We start from the raw sequence: 24,131 nt of genomic DNA on the forward strand, positions 1-24,131 counted from the left end.
TGATTCGGGGCCGGTAGTAAGCAGGTCGAAATCCGCAGGTCGAACCGCTAGCGGTCGTCCTACTTCGCCGTCGGCGCGATGATAGGCGCAGCCACCGACAATTTTTTCGGGTCGGCGGCGCGCACGATGACCGTCCTCATCGACGGTAGCCTCCCCACCATGAACGAGCAGCGAATGGCCATCGACGACGAGTACACCGGCGAGGTGTCGACGTCGACCCCGCCTCAGCGACGAAGACTGTCCAACGCGACCATCGTGAAGATGTCCGTCGGCCCCATGGACAACAACGCCTACCTGGTCGTCTGTTCCGCGACCGGACAGGCACTGCTGATCGACGCGGCCAACGACTCCGATCGACTGTCGCAGATGATCGACGAGAACGCACCATCGCTGTCCGTCATCGTGACCACCCATCGCCACCCGGATCATTGGCAGGCACTCGCGGACGTCGTCGGCGGAACCGCAGCTCCGACCGCCGCGCACCGTCTCGATGCCGACCCGTTACCCGTCACGCCGACGCGATTGCTCGACGACGGTGACACGGTGAGTGTCGGCGACCTCACGCTCGACGTTGTTCATTTGGTCGGGCACACACCGGGGTCCATCGCGCTCGGCCTGACCGATCCGGCCACCGGCACCGTTCACCTCTTCACCGGCGACTCCCTCTTCCCGGGAGGTGTCGGGAAGACCGCCGACGACGCGGCGTTCACGTCGTTGCTCGACGACGTGGAATCCAAGCTGTTCGCGCGGTACGACGATTCGACCGTGGTCTACCCCGGCCACGGGAAGGACACGACCCTCGGGGCCGAGCGCCCGCATCTGAAGGAGTGGCGCGAACGGGGGTGGTGATTCACAACACCGGTGGGCGCTTGAACGGTGTGCCCGCGGGGTATGAATAGGCTGTTGTCGACCCCTTTGACAATATACAACGCAGGAGGCACTAGGTGATTGTCCGTCGAGTCGCTCGACCGATGCTCGCGTCCATCTTCATCGCAGGTGGGATTGACGCTTTGCGCAACCCGACCGGGAGGGCGAAAGCAGCCGCTCCTCTGATCGAGAAGACCCAGGACGCGTTGCCCAACGAAGTCACCGAGCAGGTCCCCACGGATCCGGTCACGCTGGTCAAGATCAACGCAGCCGTACAGGTCGGCGGCGGCATCCTGCTCGCGACGGGCAAGGCACCGCGCATCGCGTCCGCCGCTCTCGCGGGCAGCTTGATTCCGACGACAATTGCCGGTCATCCGTTCTGGGAAGAGACCGACCCGGCCGCCAAGGCGGCGCAGCGTACCCAGTTCTTCAAGAACCTGAGCCTGCTCGGCGGACTGCTCATCGCTGCCGTGGACACCGAGGGCAAGCCGTCACTGGCTTGGCGCGGGCGTAAAGCCGCCAAGGTCGCGCAGACCGCCGTGGTCGGAGCGCTTCCGCTGGCGTCCTCGTCGGACGCCGGCGGCCACCTCGCCGACGTCAGCGAAGTCGCCGGAGCGCGGGCCCGCGAGCTCGCTCACGTCGCATCCGAGCGCGGGGCCGTGCTGGCGGACGTAGCGCAGGATCGTGGCTCGAAGCTGGCCGAGATCGCGCAGGAACGCGGCAGCAAGTGGGCCGACCTCGCCGCCAAGCGTGCCGCAGAGCTGGCCGAGGTTGCGGGCCAGCGCGGCTCCGAACTCGCCGAGGTCGCAGGGCAGCGCGGCTCCGAGTTCGCCGAGGTCGCCCAGGGTCGCGGAAGCAAACTCGCCGAACTCGCTGCGGAGCGGGCACGCACCGAAGGGGGCGAGCTCGCGTCGTCGCTCGCCGACTGGAAGGCGAAGTACGGCAAGAAGGCGAAGAAGCAGGCCAAGGCAGCCGGCAAGGACGCCAAGAAGCAGTTCGCGTCGGCCCGCAAGGACGCCAAGAAGCAGGTGAAGTCGGGCCGCAAGGACGCCCAGAAGCAGCTCGAGGTTGCGCGGAAGAACGCCGAGAAGCAGCTCGAGGCGGCGCGGAAGAACGCCGAGAAGCGGGCGGAGGATGCCAAGTCTCAGCTCGACGGCAAGGTCGGTCACTGGTCGCTCTGACACAGCCAGACCGAACGGCCGGCGGGACATTCAGTCCCGTCGGCCGTTCGCGTTTTCCGGGCCGATCGCCCCTCACCAGCGGCGACAGCCCACGACCGCGACAGTCCGTAGACTTTTCGTCGCACTTCAACGCCAGCAGCTAGGAGACCACGTGCCGGATCAGGGCACTTCGATCTCGAAGATCGACACCTCGCCGTCCGTCGACTCGGCGGCAGCGTCGGAGCAAGGTCACGTCTCGACACTCTACGAACGACTCGATGCGTTGCGCGTCTACGCGAAGGAGCGCCTTCGCACCGTTCTTCTCGAAACCGGTGGCACGCCGCAGGCTCGAAGCGAGCGAGAGTCGTACTCGAATCTGTACAACGACGACATCGCGAAGTACGACGCGGCAGAGAACGGCCTGTGTTTCGGTCGCATCGACGTCACCGGAGAACCGCCTCGGTACATCGGCCGAGTGGGAATCCTGGACGAGCGCAACGACTTCGAGTCGATGCTCTACGACTGGCGCGCTCCGCTGGCGCGTCCGTTCTATCTGGCGACTCCGGCTGCTCCCGAGGGAGTGTCGCGACGGCGCCACATTCGCACGCGCAGCCGCCGGGTGACCGGAGTGTCGGACGAATACCTCGACCTCGACGCGGCGTCCGCTGCGGGAGTCAGCGACGGTTCCGACGGTGTCGCCGGTGAGAGCGCGCTGCTCACGGCGCTCGACGCAGCTCGCACGGGTCAGATGAACGACATCGTGGAGACGATCCAGCGCGAGCAGGACTCGATAATTCGGTCCACGCACCGCAGCGTCCTCGTGGTGCAAGGCGGACCGGGCACCGGCAAGACTGCAGTTGCACTGCACCGAGCCGCATACCTGCTCTATACCTACCGCCAGCAGTTGGACAAGAGCGGAGTGTTGATCGTCGGGCCGAACAGCACGTTTCTCGACTACATCGGTCAGGTCCTCCCCTCGCTGGGCGAGACCGGGGTCCTGTTGTCCACCGTGGGAAACCTGTACCCGGGCGTCGACGCGTCCCGTGAGGACACCGTGGCCGCGGCCGAGATCAAGGGCAACACCTCGATGATCGACGTCCTCGTCGGTGCGGTGCGCGACCGTCAGGAACTACCCTCCGAACCGATCCCGGTGGCGTTCGACACCTACACGCTGACGATCGACAGCAAGACCGTCGGCCGCGCCCGCGGGCGAGCTCGGTCGTCGCGACGACCGCACAACCTCGCCCGACCCATCTTCGTGTCGGCAATGATCGATGCGCTCGCGGATCAGTTCGCGCGCATCGTCGGATCCGACGTGCTGGACGGGTCCTCTCTGCTGAGTCGCGACGATCTCGCGGACATCCGCGACGAGATGCGGAACGACCCCGACGTGATGGCTGCGATCGGCGACCTGTGGCCGGAGCTGACCCCTCCCGACGTCCTCGCCGGGTTGTTCGCGTCCCCCGAGCGACTGACCGCTGCCGCCGGCGAGTTGGGCGCAGATGCTCTCGAGGCCCTGCTCAGGGCCGACGACGGCCGCTTCAGTGACGCCGATGCACCGCTGCTCGACGAACTAGCGGAGTTGCTCGGGATCGACGACGCCGCCGAACGGGAGCGAGAACAGAAGCGGTGGCGAGCGCAGATCGCCGATGCGCAGGGTGCGCTCGACATCCTGACCGGATCGGCCCCTCAAGACCTCGAGGACGAACTCGATCCCGAGATCCTGATGGCGTACGACTTGATCGACGCCAGTCAGCTCGCGCAGCGTCAGGACGGCAGTCGGCGCTTGACGACCGCGGAGCGCGCCGCCGGTGACCGAACCTGGACCTATGGCCACGTGATCGTCGACGAGGCCCAAGAGCTGTCCGAGATGGCCTGGCGCATGGTCATGAGACGGGTGCCGAACCGGTGGATGACGCTCGTGGGTGACGTTGCGCAGACCGGCGATCCGGCGGGGACATCGTCGTGGCAACGAGTTCTGGAACCGTACGTGGCGCAGCGATGGAAGTTGACCGAATTGACCGTCAACTATCGGACGCCGGCGTCGATCATGGCCATCGCGCAGGACGTGCTCACGGTGCTCGACCCCGGTGCGTCGGTTCCGCGCTCCGTGCGCGACAACGGGACGGTGCCGTGGGCGCTTCGCGCGTCGTCGGCGAGCCTGGTGGCAACTGTGGAGCGCCGACTCGCCGAGCATCCCCGGCCGGGCCTGTCGGCGGTTCTCGCCGGGCAGGACACCGTCGCCTTGCTGTCCCACCTGCGATCCGACGTCGTCGTGGTGTCGACCGTGAAGGACGCGAAGGGTCTCGAGTTCGATTCGGTCGTCATCGTGGAGCCGGCGGACATCATCGACGACTCGCCGCGCGGCATGAACGACCTGTACGTCGCGTTGACCCGAGCCACGCAGCGCCTGGGCGTGGTGCATGTCCGTCCGCTTCCGGACGTACTGTCCGCGCTCGACGAGTTCACCGAAGCCGCCGGCGCCTGACACCACTCTGCCCGCCACGGTCGATCCGCGGCGGGCAGAGAACGGCAGAGCTGCTAGGTCAGCGCACGGTGTGCACGATCAGAACGTCGCACTGCGCCTTGCGAGCAGCGTCGGACGGTACCGAACCCAGAAGACGCCCCGTCAGCGAGTTCAGTCCGCGATTTCCGATCACGAGAAGGTCGGCCTGCACGTCCTTCACCAACTGCAGCAGCGAATCGACCGGGTTGCCGACGACCGACTTCTCCTCGATCGAGCTTGCTCCTGCGGCGACGGCGCGCTCCTTGGCGTTACGGAGAATCTCGCGGGTCGGGGCGGAGCCGGTGATCTGGTACGCGTCGGCACCGAGTGCGTCTGCGTCCGAGGAGGTCGACTTGGAGTCGTCCGGGTAGTAAGCACACGCGATGTACAGCGTGGCGCCGGCGTCACCGGACAGTGCCGCCGCTTTCTCCACGGCCCGCAGGGACGAATCGGAGCCATCGGTTCCGACGACGACAGTGCGGTAAGCGCTCATTCATTTCCTCCATGGATGATCCGGTGTGCTCTACATCGTTCGGCGCCGGTGGAGCAGTGGCGCCATCGGGAATGACAGTAGCGCCTGGCAACGGTGAACACGGAACGATTCCGCGTAGACGTGGTGGTCCCGGCGCTTCGCCTACATTGGTGCCATGCGAATGCCTCGTCCCCGAATGTCCAAGCGAACGATGGCTTTCGGTGGAGCAGGTCTCGTCGTCGTGCTCGTGGGCGTGATCACCGTCACGTTGCTGAGTGCCGGTGCGGACTCCGATCCCGTGCGAACCGAGGACTCGACGATGACGTTCCCGGAGAGCCCCGGGTCGGCCGACACCGTGAATCTCGATACGCGCCTCTACCTTCCGACGACCACACCGGCGCCTGCTGTGCTGCTGGCCCACGGTTTCGGTGGTGACAAGAACTCGGTGGACGGACAGGCGCGTGACCTGGCGAGCCGGGGATTCGTCGTTCTTGCGTACACGGCGCGTGGATTCGGTGCCAGCACCGGGAAGATCTCGCTCGACGATCCGGACCGCGAGGTGGCGGACGCACGCGGTCTCGTGGACTACCTGTCCACTCGACCCGACGTGGTGCAGGACGCCCCCGGGGATCCGCGGGTGGGCGTCGCAGGCGGTTCCTACGGTGGCGCACTCGCATTGATGCTTGCCGGAACGGATCGACGTATCGATGCGGACGCCGCAGCCATCACGTGGAACGACCTCGGACAATCGCTCTTCCCCAACTATGCCGCCCAGATCGACCCGAATGCAGCAGACAGCTACGTCCCACCGACACCGGCGGCAGCGACCGCCGGTGGAACGGGTGTGCTCAAGAAGGGCTGGGCCGGAGTATTTTTCGGTGCCGGCGCCCTGCCGTCGTCGGGTGGCACCGACCAGTCGAGTCAGGGCGCACCACCGACTGCACCCGAACAGCAATCCGGTAGCCCCGACCCCTGTGGACGCTTCGCGACGGAATTCTGCGCCGCCTACGCGCAGTCGGCCGTGACCGGCATCCCGAGCGCGGAGACGTCCGCACTTCTCACCCGGCACTCCCCCGTGTCGTACGCGTCCAGCATCACCGCACCGACACTTCTCGTTCAAGGGCAACAGGATTCGCTGTTCGGCCTGGATCAGGCAGACGCCACCGCTCGCCAGATCGCAGCGGCCGGCGGATCAGTACAGGTGCGCTGGTTCGACGGTGGTCACGACGCCGGTGGAACGTCCCCTGCGAGCGACGCCGAGATTGCGAACTTCCTCACCGACCACTTGATGGGCACCGGAGACACCACCGTGAAGGACAGCGAGTTCTCGTACTCCCTCACCGGCGATCCCACCGACCAGGGCGGCCGCGCTCAACGAATGACGACCACGGATTACCCCGGTCTCGCCGCCGGACAAGAGGTTCCGACGCAAAACATCGAACTGACCCCGGTCGTGGAGGGTCCGTCGCAGATCGTGGTCCGGCCGCCCGGCGCGACACCGTCGGCGATCTCGTCGATTCCGGGCCTGGGATCGACCTTGGCTGCCGTGACCGCATCGACAGCGGCGTCCGCGCTGGCCTCGGATATCCCCGGCCAAAGCGCGTCTTTCCGTAGCGAACCGCTCGGATCATCGCTCACCATCACCGGAACGTCGACCGTCGACCTCACTGTCGGCGCCCTCGCCGGAACGCAGCAGTCTGTCCTGTTCGCCAAACTCTACGACGTCTCCCCGGACGGACGACGGACGCTGCCGAATGGGCTGGTATCGGCACTTCGCCTGCCGGACAACACATCCGGGACGGCGAGCACCGTCCGGGTGGCTCTTCCGGGTGTCGGTTACCGCGTCCCGGCGGGCCATCACCTCGAGGTGACGGTGTCGACGACGGACCAGGCGTACTCGGTGCCCCTCGAACGCGCGCAGTTCTCGGTGTCCCTTGCGAATCGTTCTCTCGTCGTTCCGAGTGTGCCGTCGGAGTCGACCGCCTCGTCCGTACCGGTGTGGCCGCTGATCGGTATCGGGATCCTCGCCGCTCTCGTCGCAGCCCTCGTCGCGGCGGGCACCATCCTCGGCAGACGCCGCACGGCCGCGGAAGTCGAGCCCGATCTCATCGACACCCCGCTGGTCATCACCGACCTCAACAAGACGTACTCCAACGGATTCAAAGCCGTGAACGGTGTCTCCTTCACCGTCGAGAAGGGGCAGGTGCTCGGGCTCCTCGGGCCCAACGGAGCGGGCAAGACCACCACTCTGCGCATGCTGATGGGTCTGATGACACCGACGAGCGGCGACATTCGCGTGTTCGGTCACGCCGTCTCGCCCGGGTCGCCGGTCCTGTCCCGTCTCGGATCCTTCATCGAGGGGTCCGGCTTCCTGCCGCACCTGTCGGGTTCGGAGAACTTGCGGCTGTACTGGCAGGCCACCGGACGGCCCCTGGAGGACGCGCACCTCGAGGAAGCGATGACGATCGCCGATCTGGGAACTGCGGTGGAGCGCAAGGTGCGCTCCTACAGCCAGGGAATGCGGCAGCGACTCGCCATAGCCCAGGCGATGCTCGGGCTACCCGATCTGATGGTGCTCGACGAGCCGACCAACGGACTCGATCCGCCACAGATCAGGACCATGCGCGACGTGCTGATCAACTACGCACGGACCGGAAGAACGGTCCTGGTGAGCAGCCACCTGCTCGCTGAGGTGGAACAGACGTGCACTCATGTCGTGGTGATGAACCGTGGCGCGGTCATCAGTTCGGGAACCGTGCAGGAACTGATCGGAGGCGCCGGTCCGACCGAATTCCGACTCGATCCGGTGGACCGTGGCGCCGACGTGCTGCGCGGTATCGACGGGGTCGGGGCCGTGGTGGCCGTTCCGACCGATTCCAGCGCGGTGCGCGCCGACCTCGGTGCGGTGCAGACCGGTGACGCTGTGCGCGCCTTGGTCGATGCGGGCATCGCCGTGAACTCGGTCTCGCGCTCCACCCGACTCGAGGACGTGTTCCTCGATCTGGTTCACGACGATGTGGTCAAGGACGAACAGAAGGTTCTCACGTGACAGAAGCACACGCCGACGGCCGTGTCCGCGGATACTCGGCGCGGTCGACCCTCCCATTGCGGACGGAGTTGGCGCGTCAGTTCAAGCGGCGTCGGACTCAACTCGCGCTGGGGTTTCTCGCCTTGCTACCGGTCATCCTCGCCATCGCCTTCGCAGTGGGCGGCTCGGACGCCGATTCGAACACCGGCGGACTGATCGAGCTCGGCACACGCAGTGGCGTCAACTTCACCGTGTTCGCGTTGTTCGTATCCGTCGGATTCCTGCTGATCGTGGTTGTATCGCTGTTCTTCGGCGATGCCGTCGCCAGCGAAGCATCCTGGTCGAGCCTGAAGTACCTGTTGGCCATCCCGGTACCGCGCACCCGGCTGCTGGCGCAGAAAGCCGTCGTGTCGGCGATCCTGTCCGCGCTGGCGATCGTAGTTCTGGTCGGAGTGTCGTTGCTGCTCGGAACCATTTTCTACGGCACGGGAAGCTTGGTCAGTCCGTTCGGCGACTCGCTCCCCTACGCCACGGCGTTGGGCCGCCTGGGCATCGGCGTGGCGTTCATCGCGATCAACATGCTCTGGGTTGCGGGACTGGCATTGGCGTTGTCGGTCTCGACCGACGCGCCACTGGGAGCGGTGGGCGGAACGGTGATGGTGTCGATTCTGGTGCAGATCCTCGATCAGATCACGGCGCTGGGTTCGCTGAGAAACGTACTGCCGGGGCACTACTCGACGTCGTGGACCAGCGTTCTCTCTCCGACTCTGCAGTGGGACGACCTGTTGGTCGGCGCCTTCTCCTCGGTGGCGTACGCAACGGTCTTCGGCCTGCTGGCCTGGCGCCGATTCGCCACCAAGGACATCACGAGCTGACGGGCGCTATTTCAGACCGGCGGCGTCCATTCCTCGCAGTTCCTTCTTCAGATCCTGAATCTCGTCACGGAGTCGGCCGGCCAGTTCGAACTGCAATTCGCGCGCCGCGTTCATCATCTGGTCGGTCATCGATTTGACGAGGTCCGCCAGTTCCGCTCGCGGCATCGATGTGACGTCGCGACCCTCGTACACACCGGCACTGACGGCTCGACCTGCCTCACCGGGGGCCCTACGCCCGCGGCTCGCGTTACGGCCCGACCCTCCGATTTCGACGGTGGCGTCCGTGTCGTCTGCTTCCTCGTACACCTGGTCGAGGATGTCCGCGATCTTCTTGCGAAGTGGTTGCGGATCCACCCCCCGCTCGAGGTTGTACGCAACCTGCTTGGCGCGGCGGCGTTCCGTCTCCTCGATGGCGTAGGCCATGGAGTCGGTGATCTTGTCGGCGTACATGTGCACCTGACCGGACACGTTGCGAGCCGCGCGTCCGATCGTCTGGATGAGGCTGGTGCCGCTGCGGAGAAAACCTTCCTTGTCCGCGTCCAGGATGGCAACGAGAGACACTTCGGGTAGATCGAGACCCTCACGGAGAAGGTTGATTCCGACGAGTACGTCGTATTCGCCGAGCCGCAGCTGTCGCAGGAGCTCGACTCGTCGCAACGTGTCGATGTCGGAGTGCAGGTACCGCACCCGAATACCCAGTTCGAGCAGATAGTCGGTGAGGTCCTCCGACATCTTCTTCGTCAGGGTGGTGACCAGGACACGCTCGTCCTTCTCGGTGCGCGCCCTGATCTCGTGAACCAAGTCGTCGATCTGGCCCTTCGTCGGCTTGACGATGACCTCGGGATCGACCAGACCGGTCGGGCGGATGACCTGCTCGACGAATTCGCCGCCGACCTGACCGAGCTCGTACTTGCCGGGCGTGGCTGACAAATACACCGTCTGCCCGATGCGCTGCGTGAATTCTTCCCAGGTGAGCGGACGATTGTCGGTGGCGGACGGCAACCGAAACCCGAACTCGACCAAGTTTCGTTTACGCGACATGTCACCCTCGTACATCGCGCCGATCTGCGGAACGGTGACGTGTGATTCGTCGATGACGAGCAGAAAGTCTTCCGGGAAGTAGTCGATCAAGGTCGCCGGCGCCGTTCCGGGGCCACGGCCGTCGATGTGGCGGGAGTAGTTCTCGATACCCGAGCAGAAGCCGACCTGCTTGATCATCTCCAGGTCGTACTGGGTGCGCATGCGCAGTCGCTGGGCCTCGAGCAGCTTGCCCTTGCCCTCCAGCTCGGCGAGGCGCCCTTCCAGCTCTGCTTCGATGTCTCGCACTGCGCGCTCCATGCGCTCCGGACCTGCGACGTAATGGGTGGCCGGAAAAATCCGAACGCTGTCGACTTGGCGAACCACGTCGCCGGTCAACGGATGCAGGAAGTAGAGAGCTTCGATCTCGTCACCGAAGAACTCGATGCGGATGGCGAGTTCCTCGTAGGACGGGATGATCTCGACGGTGTCCCCGCGAACCCGGAAGGACCCGCGGGTGAAAGCCATGTCGTTGCGCGTGTACTGCACGTCGACCAGCAGTCTCAGGAAGGCGTCCCGCGGAACTTCGACACCCACGTCGAGGTGGATGGACCGGTCGACGTACGACTGCGGTGTGCCCAGGCCGTAGATGCACGACACCGAGGCCACCACGACGACATCACGCCGAGAAAGCAAGCTCGCGGTGGCCGAGTGGCGGAGCCGCTCGACGTCGTCGTTGACCGACGAATCCTTCTCGATGTAGGTGTCCGTCTGCGCGATGTACGCCTCGGGTTGGTAGTAGTCGTAGTACGAGACGAAGTACTCGACCGAATTGTTCGGAAGCATCTCACGCAACTCGTTGGCCAACTGCGCGGCCAACGTCTTGTTCGGCGCCATCACCAGCGTCGGCCGCTGAACCTGCTCGATCAGCCACGCGGTGGTGGCCGACTTACCCGTGCCGGTCGCGCCCAGCAGTACGACGTTCTTCTCCCCGTCGTTGATGCGACGGGTGAGCTCCGCGATGGCCGCCGGTTGGTCGCCGGCGGGCGTGTGCTCGCTCACGACCACGAAAGGCTGGTCCGATCGTTCGATCTCACCGACCGGCCGGAATTCGGAATGAGCCAGCACGGGTTGTTCAGCTGCAAACGCCATGAGTCAAGGATAAACGCGGGCACCGACAAGTTCCCCGACTGCAGGTCGGACCGTCACGGCCGGCCTCCGGCATCCCCGGCGGTAGCGTCGTCATCCATGACGCTCCATCAACCGAAGGTCGAAACCTTCGACGTCGGGCACCTCACCAATACCGATCCGAAGGGCTTCGTCCGCGCGGTCGACGAATATCGAGAGGAAACGTGGGGCCTGTACATGGCGCGGACGTCCGACCACCCCTCGTTTCATTACCTCGAATCGTGGCTCATTCCCCAGCTGGGCCTTCGCGCGTCCGTGTTCCACTACGTACCCGAGCGGGCGCGCGACCAGGACTACTACATCGACATCGGAGAGTTCACCCGACTCGGGTCCACGTGGACGTCGGTCGATCACTACCTCGACATCGTCGTCCGCACCGGAAAGGACCTGGAACTGCTCGACGTGGACGAGCTCCTCGATGCCCGCGTCCTGGGTCTGCTGGACCCCGAGTCGTGCGAGCAGGCCATCGTGCGCGCCACGACCGCCATCGACGGCATCGCGAGCAACGGGCACGACATGGACGCGTGGTTCGCGTCGCTGGGCATGAACACGACATGGCGGCCGCCGACGAGGTGAGCGGCCGGTGTTACCGCGCCCAGCCGTCAGTGGCCGAGTGCCCTGCGTGACCTGCCCGCCAGTCGTGCGGAGTCGTGCCGTACGCCGCCTTGAACACCCGGCCGAAGTGCGAGGCATCGGCAAATCCCCAGCGCGCGCCCACAGCGGCAACGGTGTGGGAGGCGCGCCGCGGGTTGCGCAGATCCCGGCGACACGCCTCGAGGCGCTGTTCGCGAATCGATGCGCTCAAGCGCACGCCGTCGCGCGCCATGACCTGGTACAGATGCCGAACCGACACGTGGTGCGCAGCCGCAATGGAGTCGGGCGTCAAGTCTCGGTCTCCCAGATGATCTGCGACGTAACGCTTCACGCGGAGTGCAAGGGACGTGAACAACGGTTCCCGGCACCGCTCGTCACCGCCGTGGTGCGCGGCGATCACCGCGCGCACGAGTTCGATGGTGGGAGTGGCGACCAGATCTGCGGCCCGCGGGTCGAGCCAGGCATATCCGCGTCCCAACGCGGTGAGATAGGACAGCGCGACGTCGGCGAGCGGGTTGTTGTCACCGCCGATCCGTACCGCGAGCACCCCCTCCAGCACGCTCTGCGGGAGAGCCACAAGGGATCGTGGAAGTTGGAAGTAGAGCAGTTCGCTCGTCCCGACATTGGTGATCGTGTACGGCTTGGTGGTGTCGTAGACGGTCATGTCACCAGGACGCAGAACTACTCGGCGTTCGCCTTGTGAGATGTGTGCGCTGCCGACGGACTGCACGGCGAGGAACACCTGCGGCTCATGGTCGGACCTGGCTTGGCGAGCAGTGCGCCACAGCGCATTGTCGGACGAGCGGGCCCGGTTGTAGACGAGAGGCCCCGCGACGGCCAGCGCGAAGTCGAGTTCGATGTCGGACGCGGGCCGGTCCCACCGGATCTCGACCGGCAACACCCCCGAACACACTGCCGCATGAATCGCGTCCACTCGATCGGCCACGGGAAGCGCAGCCGCTGTGAGTTCGAAGACCATCACGCGCCTTCCCATAACGATGCGGGGGCGAACTTCGACTAGGCGGAGTTCGTGCGGTGAAAGCTACGGCAAAACCTCACATCGTGCGCTGCCGGCACATCGGCGTGCAGGCACGGACCACCAGGCGCTCCCGGCTGTTGGGACTCTTGGGGCTCCCGACGGAAGGTACCCCCATGACCGCGCAACAGATCGAACCGACGCCCGCCGAACTGGCCGAGATCCAGCGTGCGAACACTTCGGGAAAACAGCCGGTGGTGTTCGTGCACGGCCTGTGGCTGCTGGATTCCAGCTGGGACCGGTGGGCGGCTTTCTTCGAGGACTCCGGCTACGTCGCCGTGACACCGGGGTGGCCCGACGATCCGGACAATGTCGAGGAGGCCCGCCGCGATCCCGACGTGTTCGCCGGTAAGAGCGTCGGAGACGTGGCGGCGTACCAGCAGGCGGTGATCGAGCGCCTGAACGTTCGGCCCGTGATCGTCGGCCACTCTTTCGGCGGGGTGCTGGTACAGATTCTTGCCGGCCGAGGACTTGCGGCTGCCACCGTGGCGATCTCTCCGGCACCGTCACGAGGAGTGCTGCCGCTGCCCCTGAACGCGCTCAGGGCGGCAGCGCCCGCACTGTCGAACCCCGCGAACCGTCACCGTGCCATCACCCTCACCTACGATCAGTTTCGTTTCGGATTTGCCAATGCGGTCGACGAGGACGAGGCACACGCTCTCTATACGCAGTTCCACGTCGCGGGCTCCGGTATCCCGCTGTTCCAAGCTGCTTTCGCCAACATCAACCCGGGCAGCGAGGTGAAGGCCGCAAAGACCGGTGCCGACCGCGGACCGATGCTCGTGCTGGTGGGTTCCGACGATCATCAGGCGCCTCCGGCCATTGCGCGGGCGACGTTCGAGAAGCAGAAAAAGAACAAGCATTTCGCGACCGAGTACGGCGTTGTTCCCGGACGCGGCCATTCGATCACCATCGACTCGGGATGGGAGGAAGTTGCTCAGACCTGTCTGGACTTCTTCAGGAAGAATGCCTGATCGTTTGTCGGTAGGGCTAAGTTCGCGAAGGTGCACAGAATCTTCGCCACTCCCGTCAGCTCGGTCTACCCGCACTACGTCGCCAAAGCAGAGCGCAAGGGGCGAACGAAGGACGAGGTCGACGAGATCATCGGGTGGCTGACCGGATACGACGACACCACGCTCGAGCGCCATCTGACGGCGGCGACGACGTTCGAGCAGTTCTTCGCAGAGTCGCACCTGAATCCGAATGCTCAGCTGATCACCGGAGTCGTGTGCGGGATTCGCGTCGAGGACGTCGAAGACCCGCTGATGCAGAAAATCCGTTACCTGGACAAGCTCGTAGACGAACTCGCCAAAGGAAAGGCTATGTCGAAGATCCTCCGGCACTGAGACCTAGCCGTCGGTCCACCCCGTATCCACGATCCACCGCTGAACCCTGTCGTACGCGGTTTCGAACCACGGTTCCTTGGTGTCCACGTATGCGGCGATCGCGTCGGGGTAGTCGAGTCCCGCCGCGGCCGACTCGGCCCGCCTCTTTACCTCGACGTACTCCTGTGCCGCTGCCGAGTCGGCGCGAATCCAGTCCCGAAACGCCAGCGCGAACTGTTGACCGGGCCACCCCTCGACGCGAAGGTGCACGTTCACCGGTCGCCCGGGATCGGCGGATCCGTGGATTCGCTTCTGCCACAACCCCGGATCGGCTTCTCCGGGGACCACACCGGACGACTTCGGGTCGTCGGTCGTGATGTGCTCGATACGCGGAAAGCCGATGTTCTGGAGAGGTTCTCGGAGGCGGTCGGCCGCGCCGAGGTCTCGGACCGACACCTGAACATCGATCACATCCTTCGCGGGCATTCCGGTCACTGCTGTGGATCCGATGTGGTCGATTCGCGTGACGGCATCTCCGCACGCCGCGGACAGTCTCGCCACCACGCGCTGTGCGTCCGCGACCCAGTTCTCGTTCCAATCGACCAGTCTCGGAAGCGGTCTCGCAGCTCGGCCGGCGCGTACGTTCTCCGAGAACGGGATCAGTCGCTCCGTCCACAGGGTGCGCGCGGCGTCTCGAAGGTCCGACTCGGACCCGGAATTGTCGAGCCAGACGTCCGCGACAGCCCGCCGCTGTTCGTCCGTCGCCTGCGCAGCGATACGTGAACGAGCATCGGCTTCGGCCGTCCCGCGAATCTCGATCAGACGCCTGAGCCGTTCTTCCACATCGACGTGGACGATCACGACGAGTGCGAAATACGGTGCGGCACCGGTTTCCACGAGCAACGGGATGTCCTGAACCACGATGGCATCGGGCGCTGCATCGTCGATGAGCTCTTGTCGCCGCGTGCCGACCAACGGATGCACGATCGAGTTCAACGCCTGCCGGGACTCGTCGTCGGCAAATGCGATGGCGGCCAACGCAGGTCGGTTCAACGAACCGTCGTCGGAGAGGATGTTGCGGCCGAACTTCTCGACCAATGCCGCGAGCCCCGGTGTCCCCGGCTCGACGACCTCACGGGCGATGAGATCGCCGTCGACGATCACCGCTCCCAGGGAGGCAAGAGTTTTCGACACGGTCGACTTGCCGGCACCGATACCCCCGGTCAATCCAATGTTCAGCACGGCACCCAGTCTGCACCACCACCATGATCAACACGCGGCGAAACACCTGTCCCAAATACCTCATGTTTACCAACTCTTCGGTTATCTTCAGGGCGCACAACAGACTGACCGCTCGCTCGACCAAAGGACGACAATGGACCCTCACCGGAATCTGCCGGGTCGGCACCGTCTCGGCATGGCCGACGGTGTCCACTGCATCTTGATTCCCCAAGTTGCCGACGCCCTTGCCGAGCATCGCCGCAACTGGTTCACCTCACTCCTGAATCTCAATCCGGCCCGTCACAGCTTTGCGTCGATGCGTCGCCGCGGCGAGACCATCGGCACCGCGTGGGGTGCGGCCACCGCGAACTGAAGTTCACGTCTCGGGCCCGGTCCTCCAGAGGGGATCGGGCCCTTTTTCGAGCCTCGCCCTCTTAGGCGAGCTGCGGAAAGGCCGAAGGCCCCGGATCCTCACGGATTCGGGGCCTTCGGTGTACGAGAGGGTGTTGCTGTCAGGCGTTGCCCGACAGCTTCTCGCGAAGCGCAGCAAGCTGCGCGTCGCTGGCGAGCGATCCACCGGTCGACTCCGGAGCGGCGGCCGCGGGGGCGCCGTCCTCGGACGGGGTGGCACCGGTCTCGGACGAGTAGCCGGCAGCAGCGTTGGCCGCTTCCTGCGCCTCGTCTGCAGCGGTCTTCTCCATCTGAGCGGTGTGCATCTTGTGACGACGCTCGGCCTCGGCGTAGCGGCCTTCCCACTCTTCACGCTGCTTGTCGAAGCCTTCGATCCAGTCGTTGGTCTCGGAGTCGAAGCCCTCGGGGAACACGTAGTTGCCCTGATCGTCGTACGAATCCGCCATGCCGTACTTGGACGGATCGAACTCGGCGCTGTAGTCCTCGTTCGCCTGCTTCAGCGACAGCGAGATACGGCGACGCTCGAGGTCGATGTCGATGACCTTCACGAGCGCGTCGTCACCGACGGTGACAACCTGATCCGGCACCTCGACGTGGCGCTCGGCCAGCTCCGAGATGTGCACGAGGCCCTCGATGCCCTCTTCGACCCGAACGAACGCACCGAAGGGAACGAGCTTGGTGACCTTGCCGGGAACGATCTGGCCGATCGCGTGCGTCCGGGCGAACTGACGCCACGGATCTTCCTGAGTCGCCTTGAGCGACAGCGAGACGCGCTCGCGGTCCAGGTCGACGTCGAGAACCTCGACGGTGACCTCGTTGCCGACCTCGACGACCTCGGACGGGTGGTCGATGTGCTTCCAGGACAGCTCCGACACGTGCACCAGACCGTCGACTCCACCGAGATCGACGAACGCGCCGAAGTTGACGATGGAGGACACGACGCCCTTGCGGACCTGGCCCTTCTGCAGCTGGTGCAGGAACTCGCTGCGAACCTCGGACTGCGTCTGCTCGAGCCACGCACGACGCGAGAGCACGACGTTGTTGCGGTTCTTGTCGAGCTCGATGATCTTGGCTTCGATCTCCTTGCCGACGTACGGCTGAAGGTCGCGCACGCGGCGCATCTCGACGAGCGAGGCGGGAAGGAAGCCGCGCAAGCCGATGTCGAGGATCAGGCCGCCCTTGACGACCTCGATGACGGTGCCCTTGACGGCCTCGTCCTTCTCCTTGAGTTCCTCGATCGTGCCCCAGGCGCGCTCGTACTGTGCGCGCTTCTTCGACAGGATCAGACGACCCTCTTTGTCCTCCTTGGTGAGGACGAGAGCTTCGATCTCATCGCCCACGGAGACGACCTCGTTGGGGTCGACGTCGTGCTTGATGGAGAGCTCACGGGAGGGGATGACGCCTTCGGTCTTGTAACCGATGTCGAGCAGAACCTCGTCACGATCGACCTTGACGATGGTTCCTTCGACGATGTCACCATCGTTGAAGTACTTGATCGTGGCGTCGATCGCGGCAAGAAAATCCTCCGCAGAGCCGATGTCGTTGACGGCAACCTGCGGTGAGGTGACGGTGGAAGAGGGCATGTGTTGAGTTGCTCCGGACGGGTTGTGGTCGGTGGATGGATGTTTTGTCGGACATGCACACGACGACCGCCGAAAGGCCGAGCAAGGTGGGACATTCGAACTGCCGAACGGCCGAATCTGCAGTACCTTCACGCGTACGTCGTGTGGTGCTCGTGCCGAACCCGGGACACAAACCGTCTCGGGTAGACATTCGCGTGTCACAGACTACGCGCCGTCGGGCGAGGCGGGCAAACCCGGCTACGGTAGTGCGCGTGTCTGCTGATTCCGATCGCGTGTCCGCAGAATCGCCGATATCCCCACCCACGGGCGCGCCCGGCCGCCGCAAGGTGGACTCACGGGCGAGCGAGCGCGCGTCACGCTCGTGGTGGGATACCGACTCCGACGAATATCACCGCACTCATGGCGAGTTCCTCGGTGTCCGCAGCCCGCTAGGCGAGTTCGTGTGGTGTCCCGAGGGCCTGCACGAGGGCGACGTTCACCTCCTCGGTGACGTCGTAGGCAAATCAATTCTCGAAATCGGGTGTGGATCGGCCCCCTGCTCGCGCTGGTTGGCTTCCCACGGCGCGCGGGCCGTCGGCCTCGACATCTCGATGGGCATGCTCGCCCACGGCCGCAGAGCCGTCTCGGCGTCGACTGGGCCGGCGCCGTCCCTGGTCCAGGCGTCTGCCGAGGTGCTTCCGTTTGCCGACGCAACGTTCGACCTCGCGTGCTCCGCATTCGGGGCTGTCCCGTTCGTCGCGGATTCGGCCGGCGTCATGCGCGAGGTGCACCGGGTGTTGCGGCCCGGCGGCCGCTGGGTGTTCGCGGTCAACCACCCCATGCGCTGGGTGTTCCCGGACGATCCGGGCCCGGCCGGACTGACGGCGACCATTCCCTACTTCGACCGAACGCCGTACGCCGAATTCGACCCGGACGGCGTCGCCACCTACGTCGAACACCACCGCACGATCGGCGACCGAGTCCGCGAGATCGTCGGCGCGGGGCTGATCCTCACGGACATAGTCGAACCGGACTGGCCGGAATGGCTCGACCGCGAGTGGGGCCAGTGGTCACCGTTGCGCGGACAGATCTTCCCCGGTACAGCGATCTTCTGTTGTGAGAAACCGCGCTAGCTGCGCAATGCGTGGGCGACGACGACCTCGATGAATTCACTGGTCGACGCCTGTCCCCCGATGTCCGAGGTCGCCACTCCCGACCCGATTGTCGCGCTCACCGCACGCTCGATGTGCCGCGCGGCCGACGCGAACGACGACGGACCGGAGCGCGAGGCCAGCCACTCCAGCATCAACGCACTCGACAGGATGATCGCGGTGGGGTTGGCGCGATTGTGGCCCGCAATGTCGGGCGCCGACCCGTGAGCGGCCTGCGCCATCACCTTCGAATCAGAGGTGTTGATCGACGGAGCGGAGCCGAGCGAACCCGACAGTTCGCCCGTGAGGTCCGAGAGGATGTCGCCGAACATGTTCTCGGCCACGATCACGTCGAAGTCCTCGCCCGATCGCACGAGGTGCGCAGTGATCGCGTCGACGTGTTCGCTGCGAACGTCGACGTCGGGGAAGTCCTCGGCCACGTCGAGGCACGCATCGCGGAACAACCCGGTGGTCAGCGCAAGCACGTTGGCCTTGTGGACGATCGTCAACTTCTTCCTGCGCGACCTGGCAAGCTCGAACGCCTGGCGGGCGATGCGTGTGGCCGCGGGTCGCGTGAAGACGCCGACGGCCAACGCGACGTCGGGCGTCGGCATGAACTCCCCCGAACCGACGAACATGTTGCGGTCGGCATAGAAACCCTCGGTGTTCTCCCGAACCACCACCAGATCCATCGAGGGTGAGACCGCCCGGACTCCGGGAGTCGCCTTGGCCGGACGGATGTTGGCGTACAGATCGAAGTGCTTGCGGATCACACCCCCCGGTGTGAGTCGACCGCGGAACTCCTCCGGATACGACGCGCTGTCGTGCGGTCCGACGATCCATCCGTGCAACGAGGTCAGCGCCTCGAGGGTGGCGTCCGGTATCGGGCTGCCCACCTCGTCGAGAGCATCACGTCCGAAAGCCAGCGGCACCCATGCGATCGGCGGTCCCCCGACGGCGGACATCGCCGCGTCGACCACCCTGACCGCGCCGGGAACGATCTCCTTACCGATCCCGTCGCCGTCCATCACACCGATCGCATAGCCCGCTTCGTTGCTGTTGCCCACCATGAGTTCATCATTGCTCACCATGGTGCAGTCGATCGAAATGCTGCTCGACGACGAACTCGACGCGCGGGTTCGTCGCGAGTGGCACTATCTCGCGGAGCTGGGACTACCGAGCCAGGCGAACCATCGCGGAGCATCCAATCGGCCGCACGTCACCGTCGGTGTCGCCCACTCCGTCACCGACGAGACGGAACGCGAGTTGGTCGACCTCGCGGACACGGCATCGCTCGACATCAGGCTCGGCGGCCTTCTCGTGTTCGGCAGTCGGAACATCGTTCTGGCCCGCGCAGTGGTGCCCTCTACCGCCGTACTCGAGCTGCACAGACGGGTGCGCCACGCGCTCCGTCACTCCGACGGGGTTCCGGCACACCTCGACGTCGGTCACTACACCCCCCACGTCACGCTCGCGATGCGCATGACACCCGACCAGCTCGCTGCTGCCGTCCGTGAGCTCGTGCCGACCCTCGTCGACGCGGAGGGCGCCGTGTCCGCGATCCGGAGATGGGACGGAGAAGGAAAGCGGGAGTGGACCATCGGCTGAACGTTCGGGTGACGTGGAGCACACGTCGGGGCTAACATCTCGCGCATGACGGTCGGGGGGCTCAGGGGCGTGTTGGCCGGTGCCGCGGGTGCATTCTCCAGCAACGCCCGCAACCCGAATCTTCGCCGGGCCCAGCTGAGTTTCCTCGGCGCCTGGACGGCGGAGTGGGCGTTCACGGTCGGGCTCGGGATCGTGGCGTATCGAGACGGCGGTGCGGCGGCGGTCGGACTGGTCGGACTCCTACGCATGGTTCCGTCTGCAGTCCTGGCACCGCTGCTCTCGCCGCTGGCCGACCGAGGTCGCCGCGAACGCGTCCTGATCGTCGTGTCCGTACTGCGAGCCGTGGCTACCGGCTCCGTGGCGGTGGTCGTCGGTATCGGTGGACCGTCGACCGTCGTGTATGCGCTGGCAGTGCTCTCGACCATCGCTGCCACCCTGTACCGGCCTGCACATTCCGCACTGCTTCCCTCGCTCTGCCGCAGCGGGTACGAACTGGCCGGCGCCAACGTGGTCCGCGGATTGCTCGACGCCGCCGCCACGCTGGTAGGACCGCTGCTTGCCACGCTCCTGCTGCGGTTCTACGACGTGACAGTGGTGTTCGCGGTGGCAGCCGGCGCCTCTCTCTGGGCCGCTGCCCTCCTCGTCCGATTGAAGTACGACGCCCCACCCCGACCGGCCGCCCCGACGAACGAGGGTCTCCTCCGATCGGCAGTGGAAGGACTGGGCGTGGTGAGCCGAAGCCGAGACCTCGCTCTTGTCATCGGCCTCGCAGCTGCACAGTCGTTCACCCGCGGAGCCTTGACCGTCCTCACGGTGGTGGTCGCGATACAGCTTCTCGGAACCGGCGAGCCCGGTGTCGGTCTGCTGACCGCCGCGATCGGCGCCGGCGCGGTGCTGGGCTCGCTGGGAGCATCGCTGCTGGTCAGCACGAAGAGGCTCGGAGCATGGTTCGCGGTCGGGGTGGCACTGTGGGGCGTCCCGGTCTCCCTGATCGGCCTCGCTCCCCAGTGGGTCCTCGCGTTGCTCCTGCTGGCCTGCGTCGGTGTCGGAAACTCGCTCATCGACCTGTCCGGCTTCACGCTTCTCGCCCGGCTCGCGGCCGACGAGGTGCTGGCGCGTGTGTTCGGGGCGCTGGAAAGCGTTGTGGCACTCTCGATCGGCGTCGGAGCGATCATCGCGTCGACCATGGTCGAATGGTTCGGCATCCGTCCCGCACTCGTGGCTGTCGGCCTGGTGTGTCCTGTCCTTGCGGTGCTCTCGTGGCGGCGACTGCGGAGAATGGACGACTCGATCGGCGTGCTGGACCACGACATCGACCTCCTGCACTCCGTCCACATGTTGAGCGTTCTCCCCCTTCCCGCCATCGAGCAGCTGGCGCGCGGCCTCGAACCGGTCGTCGTGCCTGCGGGCCGAACGGTGTTCTCCCAGGGCGAGATCGGAGACCGCTACTTCGTCATCGAATCGGGTGCGGCCGAGGTGGTCGGCGACGGACAGGTCGTCGCGACTCTGGGCCCGGGAGACGGGTTCGGCGAAATCGCTCTGCTCCGAAGGACCAGGCGGACGGCCACCGTCCTGGCAAGAGAGGAACTCAGGCTCGCCGCTGTACGGTCCGACCGCTTTCTTCCGGCCGTCCTCGGCTACACGCCGAGTGCTCGTGAGGCCGGGACCGTCGTCGAGAACCTGCTCGACCGCTTCACCCCGCGCGACGAGCACGAACGCCCACCGGGTTGATGGACCCCTCGGTGCCGACCGCATCGATCCAGAGAAAGAGCGTCACATGACAACCGGCCCCACACTTCTCCTCATCGCCGACATGAGTGGTTACACCGCGTACATGGGTTCGCACAGGATGAGTTTGGCGCACGCCGAGGTGAACACCGGGCGCCTGCTCGGGCGCGTGATCGATGCCGTGCCGGACTTCGAGTTGATCGAGATCGAGGGCGACGCGGCATTTCTCGCCCTGGAAACGAACACATCGAGCGAGCCGGCCGTCCTGCAGCGAACGCTGGATGCGGCTGCAGCGATGCATCAGGCGTTCCATCTCGAGCGCACGTACGTCCAGACCAACCTGTGCCCGTGCAAGAGCTGCACCCGCGCGACGAGCCTGCAGCTCAAGTTCGTGGCGCACCTCGGCGAGGTGGCCACCCAGACCATCCGGAATCGGCGCAAGCTCGTCGGCATCGACGTCATTCACGTGCATCGTCTGCTCAAGAATCCAGTCGAGCTCGACGAGTACGTGCTGCTGTCGGACGATCTCCTCCGTGCGGGCGGTGCGTCCGTCCCAGTCCCCACGACCGAGGTCTTCCACGACCTCGAGGGCATCGGACCGGTCACGTCGCACATAGTGGACATCGCAGATCTCCCGGTGCCGGGCTCCGCCGTGCACGGGCAGACGATTATCGGCAGACTCGGTAAGACACTCGCTGTCGCCGGCGCCGGAATGCCGTACATGCTGGGACTGCGACGGAGGAGACTCACCGCCTGACGGCAGTGATCACGTGCAGAACGGACAATCTTGGCGCACGACGACTCGACCACTCGACCACTGCGTGTCCTGGGCATCTTCGCCCACCCGGACGACGAAACCATCTGTGCCGGTGGCACGTTGGCCAAGTACGCAAGCGACGGCGCCGACGTCCGGGTGGTGTCGTTCACCAAAGGCGGCGGGGGCCAGATACGGGACGCGAGCACGGCCACGCGGGCTACGTTGACGGCCGTTCGCGAGAAGGAACTCGCCGCGGCCGGCGCCGAACTCGGCCTCGCCGAGACGCAGTGTCTCGACTTCGTCGACGGTGATCTCGGCGCGGTCGCCGCCTCGGTACTCGCCGACATCGCCTCCGCACTTCTCGACGAGTTCGCACCCGACGTCGTGATCACCTTCGGCCCTGACGGTTTCTCTGGCCATTCCGATCACATCGCCGTCGGCGCAGCGGTCACCACCGCCTGCACCGAGCACGAATCGGCGGTCCGTCTCTTTCATTGCTATCTGCCGCGGAGCCGCATGCTGCTCGGCTATCGACTGGCCGAATGGGTCGTCGAGCTGGCCACCCGCTTCAAGGGGTCCGACGACTTCGTCCGTGCGCTCTGGGTGTTCTCGCGCGAGACGAGCGCATTGGGGTATGCGGGCGACCTGGTGAACGTCGAATGGTTCCCGTCGGGCTCCTACCTGGTGGAACAGGGAGAAGCCGCGACGTCCATGTACTTCCTGCTGTCGGGGAAGGTAGAAGTCCGCCGCGAAGGGGATGACGGGCAGGTCAGGGTGGTGGATCATTCTGGCCCGGGCGAGTTCATCGGCGAGGTCAGCATCGCGACGGGTCGACCCCGCAACGCGCACGTGGTCGCGGTGGACGACGTGACCAGCCTGACCTTCGTCGCAGCGGAGTCCGTTCCCAGCGACGGGCGCGCCCGTCCGGTGGAGACGAGGGCACTTCCCTCGGGCGACCGGGTGGACGCACGGGTCGATACCTGTATCGACGTCTCGTTGTTCGTCGGCCACAAGATCAGGGCCACGGCCGCGCACCGGTCGCAGTACCCCATAGATCCCGGGATGTTTCCCGACGCCATTCTTCGCGAGATGTTCGGCGTCGAGTACTTCGTTCGAGTGCTACCCGAACGCGCGCTCGACACCTCCCTCACCGACGACCGAGCACGGGAAGATTCGGTGACCTGTCGACGTTGAGCAATTTACAAGGCGTGAAAATCAGGTAGACGAGAGGAACAGTGTGGCAACGCAGACACTTACCCAGCAGAACTTCGATGACACCGTGACCGGCAACGACGTGGTGCTGGTGGATTTCTGGGCGTCCTGGTGCGGACCGTGCCGCCAGTTCGCGCCGACGTTCGAGAAGTCGTCCGAGACCCACCCGGACGTGGTGTACGGCAAGGTCGACACCGAGGCCGAGCAGGGGCTGGCCGCCGCCGCGAACATTCAATCGATCCCGACGCTCATGGCGTTCCGCGAGGGCGTGCTGGTGTTCGCGCAGCCCGGAGCACTTCCCCCTGCTGCGCTGGAAGACCTGGTCGGGCAGGTAAAAGCGCTCGACATGGACGACGTACGCAAGCAGATAGCCGACCAGGCCGCGCAGCAGCCGGCCGAGTAGACGACACCGA

Annotated in this window: 21 protein-coding genes; 15 read left to right on the forward strand and 6 right to left on the reverse strand. The window is 65.5% G+C overall.

Annotation, left to right across the window (positions count from 1 at the left end; all coding sequences use genetic code 11):
* Positions 1 to 159 precede the first annotated feature (159 nt).
* From IEW02_RS13410 to IEW02_RS13420, 3 genes are all read left to right on the forward strand, one after another.
* Positions 160 to 849, forward strand: a complete 690-nt coding sequence (locus IEW02_RS13410) for an MBL fold metallo-hydrolase (protein WP_188545376.1) — start codon at positions 160 to 162, stop codon at positions 847 to 849.
* A 95-nt stretch (positions 850 to 944) separates the two neighbouring features.
* Positions 945 to 2,048, forward strand: a complete 1,104-nt coding sequence (locus IEW02_RS13415) for a DoxX family protein (RefSeq protein ID WP_188545377.1) — start codon at positions 945 to 947, stop codon at positions 2,046 to 2,048.
* A gap of 151 nt (positions 2,049 to 2,199) precedes the next feature.
* Positions 2,200 to 4,515, forward strand: a complete 2,316-nt coding sequence (locus IEW02_RS13420) for a HelD family protein (RefSeq protein WP_371829953.1) — start codon at positions 2,200 to 2,202, stop codon at positions 4,513 to 4,515.
* A gap of 58 nt (positions 4,516 to 4,573) precedes the next feature.
* Here IEW02_RS13420 and IEW02_RS13425 read toward each other — a convergent pair whose 3' ends face one another.
* Positions 4,574 to 5,026 carry a universal stress protein gene (locus IEW02_RS13425; protein WP_188545379.1) on the reverse strand — a complete coding sequence of 151 codons (453 nt, stop codon included), beginning with the start codon at positions 5,024 to 5,026 and terminating at the stop codon, positions 4,574 to 4,576.
* A 175-nt stretch (positions 5,027 to 5,201) separates the two neighbouring features.
* Here IEW02_RS13425 and IEW02_RS13430 point away from each other — a divergent pair, with 175 nt between their 5' ends.
* A complete protein-coding gene (locus tag IEW02_RS13430) occupies positions 5,202 to 8,054 on the forward strand; it encodes an alpha/beta fold hydrolase (RefSeq protein ID WP_229746027.1) in 2,853 nt (950 codons plus the stop codon).
* Complete coding sequence (locus tag IEW02_RS13435) at positions 8,051 to 8,908, forward strand: ABC transporter permease (protein ID WP_188545381.1); 858 nt, start codon at positions 8,051 to 8,053, stop codon at positions 8,906 to 8,908. Before IEW02_RS13430 ends, IEW02_RS13435 begins: the two co-directional genes overlap by 4 nt.
* A gap of 6 nt (positions 8,909 to 8,914) precedes the next feature.
* Here IEW02_RS13435 and uvrB read toward each other — a convergent pair whose 3' ends face one another.
* Positions 8,915 to 11,077 (reverse strand): excinuclease ABC subunit UvrB, encoded by a 2,163-nt coding sequence (gene uvrB, locus IEW02_RS13440; protein ID WP_188545382.1) that lies wholly within the window; start codon positions 11,075 to 11,077, stop codon positions 8,915 to 8,917.
* A 96-nt stretch (positions 11,078 to 11,173) separates the two neighbouring features.
* Between uvrB and IEW02_RS13445 the strand changes: the two genes are divergently transcribed.
* A complete protein-coding gene (locus IEW02_RS13445) occupies positions 11,174 to 11,689 on the forward strand; it encodes a ribonuclease FAU-1 family protein (RefSeq protein ID WP_188545383.1) in 516 nt (171 codons plus the stop codon).
* Between the two features lie 10 nt (positions 11,690 to 11,699).
* Here IEW02_RS13445 and IEW02_RS13450 read toward each other — a convergent pair whose 3' ends face one another.
* Complete coding sequence (locus IEW02_RS13450) at positions 11,700 to 12,686, reverse strand: AraC-like ligand-binding domain-containing protein (RefSeq protein WP_229746108.1); 987 nt, start codon at positions 12,684 to 12,686, stop codon at positions 11,700 to 11,702.
* Positions 12,687 to 12,859: 173 nt separating this feature from the next.
* Here IEW02_RS13450 and IEW02_RS13455 point away from each other — a divergent pair, with 173 nt between their 5' ends.
* Entirely contained in the window at positions 12,860 to 13,717 is an 858-nt protein-coding gene (locus IEW02_RS13455; RefSeq protein WP_188545385.1) for an alpha/beta hydrolase, read from the forward strand.
* 30 nt (positions 13,718 to 13,747) lie between these two features.
* A complete protein-coding gene (locus tag IEW02_RS13460; protein ID WP_188545386.1) occupies positions 13,748 to 14,089 on the forward strand; it encodes a DUF2200 domain-containing protein in 342 nt (113 codons plus the stop codon).
* 3 nt (positions 14,090 to 14,092) lie between these two features.
* On the opposite strand, the gene coaE is transcribed toward IEW02_RS13460, so the two are convergent.
* Entirely contained in the window at positions 14,093 to 15,310 is a 1,218-nt protein-coding gene (gene coaE / locus IEW02_RS13465; RefSeq protein ID WP_188545387.1) for a dephospho-CoA kinase, read from the reverse strand.
* A gap of 133 nt (positions 15,311 to 15,443) precedes the next feature.
* Here coaE and IEW02_RS13470 point away from each other — a divergent pair, with 133 nt between their 5' ends.
* Positions 15,444 to 15,662 (forward strand): hypothetical protein, encoded by a 219-nt coding sequence (locus IEW02_RS13470; protein WP_188545388.1) that lies wholly within the window; start codon positions 15,444 to 15,446, stop codon positions 15,660 to 15,662.
* A gap of 139 nt (positions 15,663 to 15,801) precedes the next feature.
* On the opposite strand, the gene rpsA is transcribed toward IEW02_RS13470, so the two are convergent.
* On the reverse strand, positions 15,802 to 17,283 hold the full coding sequence (gene rpsA / locus IEW02_RS13475; protein ID WP_188545389.1) for a 30S ribosomal protein S1: 1,482 nt from the start codon (positions 17,281 to 17,283) through the stop codon (positions 15,802 to 15,804).
* A 272-nt stretch (positions 17,284 to 17,555) separates the two neighbouring features.
* On the opposite strand from rpsA, the gene IEW02_RS13480 reads away from it, so the two are divergent.
* The gene (locus IEW02_RS13480; RefSeq protein ID WP_229746109.1) at positions 17,556 to 18,395 is read left to right on the forward strand and encodes a class I SAM-dependent methyltransferase; all 840 of its coding nucleotides are present in this window, start codon (positions 17,556 to 17,558) and stop codon (positions 18,393 to 18,395) included.
* Here the strand turns inward: IEW02_RS13480 and IEW02_RS13485 are convergent.
* The gene (locus IEW02_RS13485; protein WP_229746028.1) at positions 18,392 to 19,483 is read right to left on the reverse strand and encodes an isocitrate/isopropylmalate dehydrogenase family protein; all 1,092 of its coding nucleotides are present in this window, start codon (positions 19,481 to 19,483) and stop codon (positions 18,392 to 18,394) included. The genes IEW02_RS13480 and IEW02_RS13485 overlap by 4 nt on opposite strands.
* Between IEW02_RS13485 and IEW02_RS13490 the strand changes: the two genes are divergently transcribed.
* The 5 genes from IEW02_RS13490 to trxA are packed head-to-tail and all read left to right on the forward strand — an operon-like array spanning position 19,482 to position 24,121.
* Positions 19,482 to 20,021, forward strand: a complete 540-nt coding sequence (locus IEW02_RS13490; RefSeq protein WP_229746029.1) for a 2'-5' RNA ligase family protein — start codon at positions 19,482 to 19,484, stop codon at positions 20,019 to 20,021. The genes IEW02_RS13485 and IEW02_RS13490 overlap by 2 nt on opposite strands.
* Positions 20,022 to 20,066: 45 nt before the next feature.
* A complete protein-coding gene (locus IEW02_RS13495) occupies positions 20,067 to 21,752 on the forward strand; it encodes an MFS transporter (protein WP_188545391.1) in 1,686 nt (561 codons plus the stop codon).
* Between the two features lie 46 nt (positions 21,753 to 21,798).
* Complete coding sequence (locus IEW02_RS13500; protein ID WP_188545392.1) at positions 21,799 to 22,506, forward strand: DUF2652 domain-containing protein; 708 nt, start codon at positions 21,799 to 21,801, stop codon at positions 22,504 to 22,506.
* Between the two features lie 30 nt (positions 22,507 to 22,536).
* Positions 22,537 to 23,700 (forward strand): PIG-L family deacetylase, encoded by a 1,164-nt coding sequence (locus tag IEW02_RS13505; protein WP_188545393.1) that lies wholly within the window; start codon positions 22,537 to 22,539, stop codon positions 23,698 to 23,700.
* Positions 23,701 to 23,743: 43 nt separating this feature from the next.
* Positions 23,744 to 24,121, forward strand: a complete 378-nt coding sequence (gene trxA / locus IEW02_RS13510) for a thioredoxin (protein ID WP_188545394.1) — start codon at positions 23,744 to 23,746, stop codon at positions 24,119 to 24,121.
* Positions 24,122 to 24,131 lie beyond the last annotated feature (10 nt).

The sequence above is a fragment of the Rhodococcoides trifolii genome (assembly GCF_014635345.1).
Taxonomy (GTDB): domain Bacteria; phylum Actinomycetota; class Actinomycetes; order Mycobacteriales; family Mycobacteriaceae; genus Rhodococcoides; species Rhodococcoides trifolii.

Excerpts from the sequence above, each read along its gene's own strand:
- rpsA (WP_188545389.1), bottom strand. The coding sequence starts at position 17,283 with ATGCCCTCTTCCACCGTCACCTCACCGCAGGTTGCCGTCAACGACATC.
- IEW02_RS13490 (WP_229746029.1), top strand. The coding sequence starts at position 19,482 with ATGAGTTCATCATTGCTCACCATGGTGCAGTCGATCGAAATGCTGCTC.
- IEW02_RS13455 (WP_188545385.1), top strand. The coding sequence starts at position 12,860 with ATGACCGCGCAACAGATCGAACCGACGCCCGCCGAACTGGCCGAGATC.
- IEW02_RS13430 (WP_229746027.1), top strand. The coding sequence starts at position 5,202 with ATGTCCAAGCGAACGATGGCTTTCGGTGGAGCAGGTCTCGTCGTCGTG.
- IEW02_RS13485 (WP_229746028.1), bottom strand. The coding sequence starts at position 19,483 with ATGGTGGGCAACAGCAACGAAGCGGGCTATGCGATCGGTGTGATGGAC.
- IEW02_RS13410 (WP_188545376.1), top strand. The coding sequence starts at position 160 with ATGAACGAGCAGCGAATGGCCATCGACGACGAGTACACCGGCGAGGTG.
- IEW02_RS13425 (WP_188545379.1), bottom strand. The coding sequence starts at position 5,026 with ATGAGCGCTTACCGCACTGTCGTCGTCGGAACCGATGGCTCCGATTCG.
- IEW02_RS13500 (WP_188545392.1), top strand. The coding sequence starts at position 21,799 with ATGACAACCGGCCCCACACTTCTCCTCATCGCCGACATGAGTGGTTAC.
- uvrB (WP_188545382.1), bottom strand. The coding sequence starts at position 11,077 with ATGGCGTTTGCAGCTGAACAACCCGTGCTGGCTCATTCCGAATTCCGG.
- IEW02_RS13495 (WP_188545391.1), top strand. The coding sequence starts at position 20,067 with ATGACGGTCGGGGGGCTCAGGGGCGTGTTGGCCGGTGCCGCGGGTGCA.
- IEW02_RS13470 (WP_188545388.1), top strand. The coding sequence starts at position 15,444 with ATGGACCCTCACCGGAATCTGCCGGGTCGGCACCGTCTCGGCATGGCC.
- IEW02_RS13445 (WP_188545383.1), top strand. The coding sequence starts at position 11,174 with ATGACGCTCCATCAACCGAAGGTCGAAACCTTCGACGTCGGGCACCTC.
- IEW02_RS13450 (WP_229746108.1), bottom strand. The coding sequence starts at position 12,686 with ATGGTCTTCGAACTCACAGCGGCTGCGCTTCCCGTGGCCGATCGAGTG.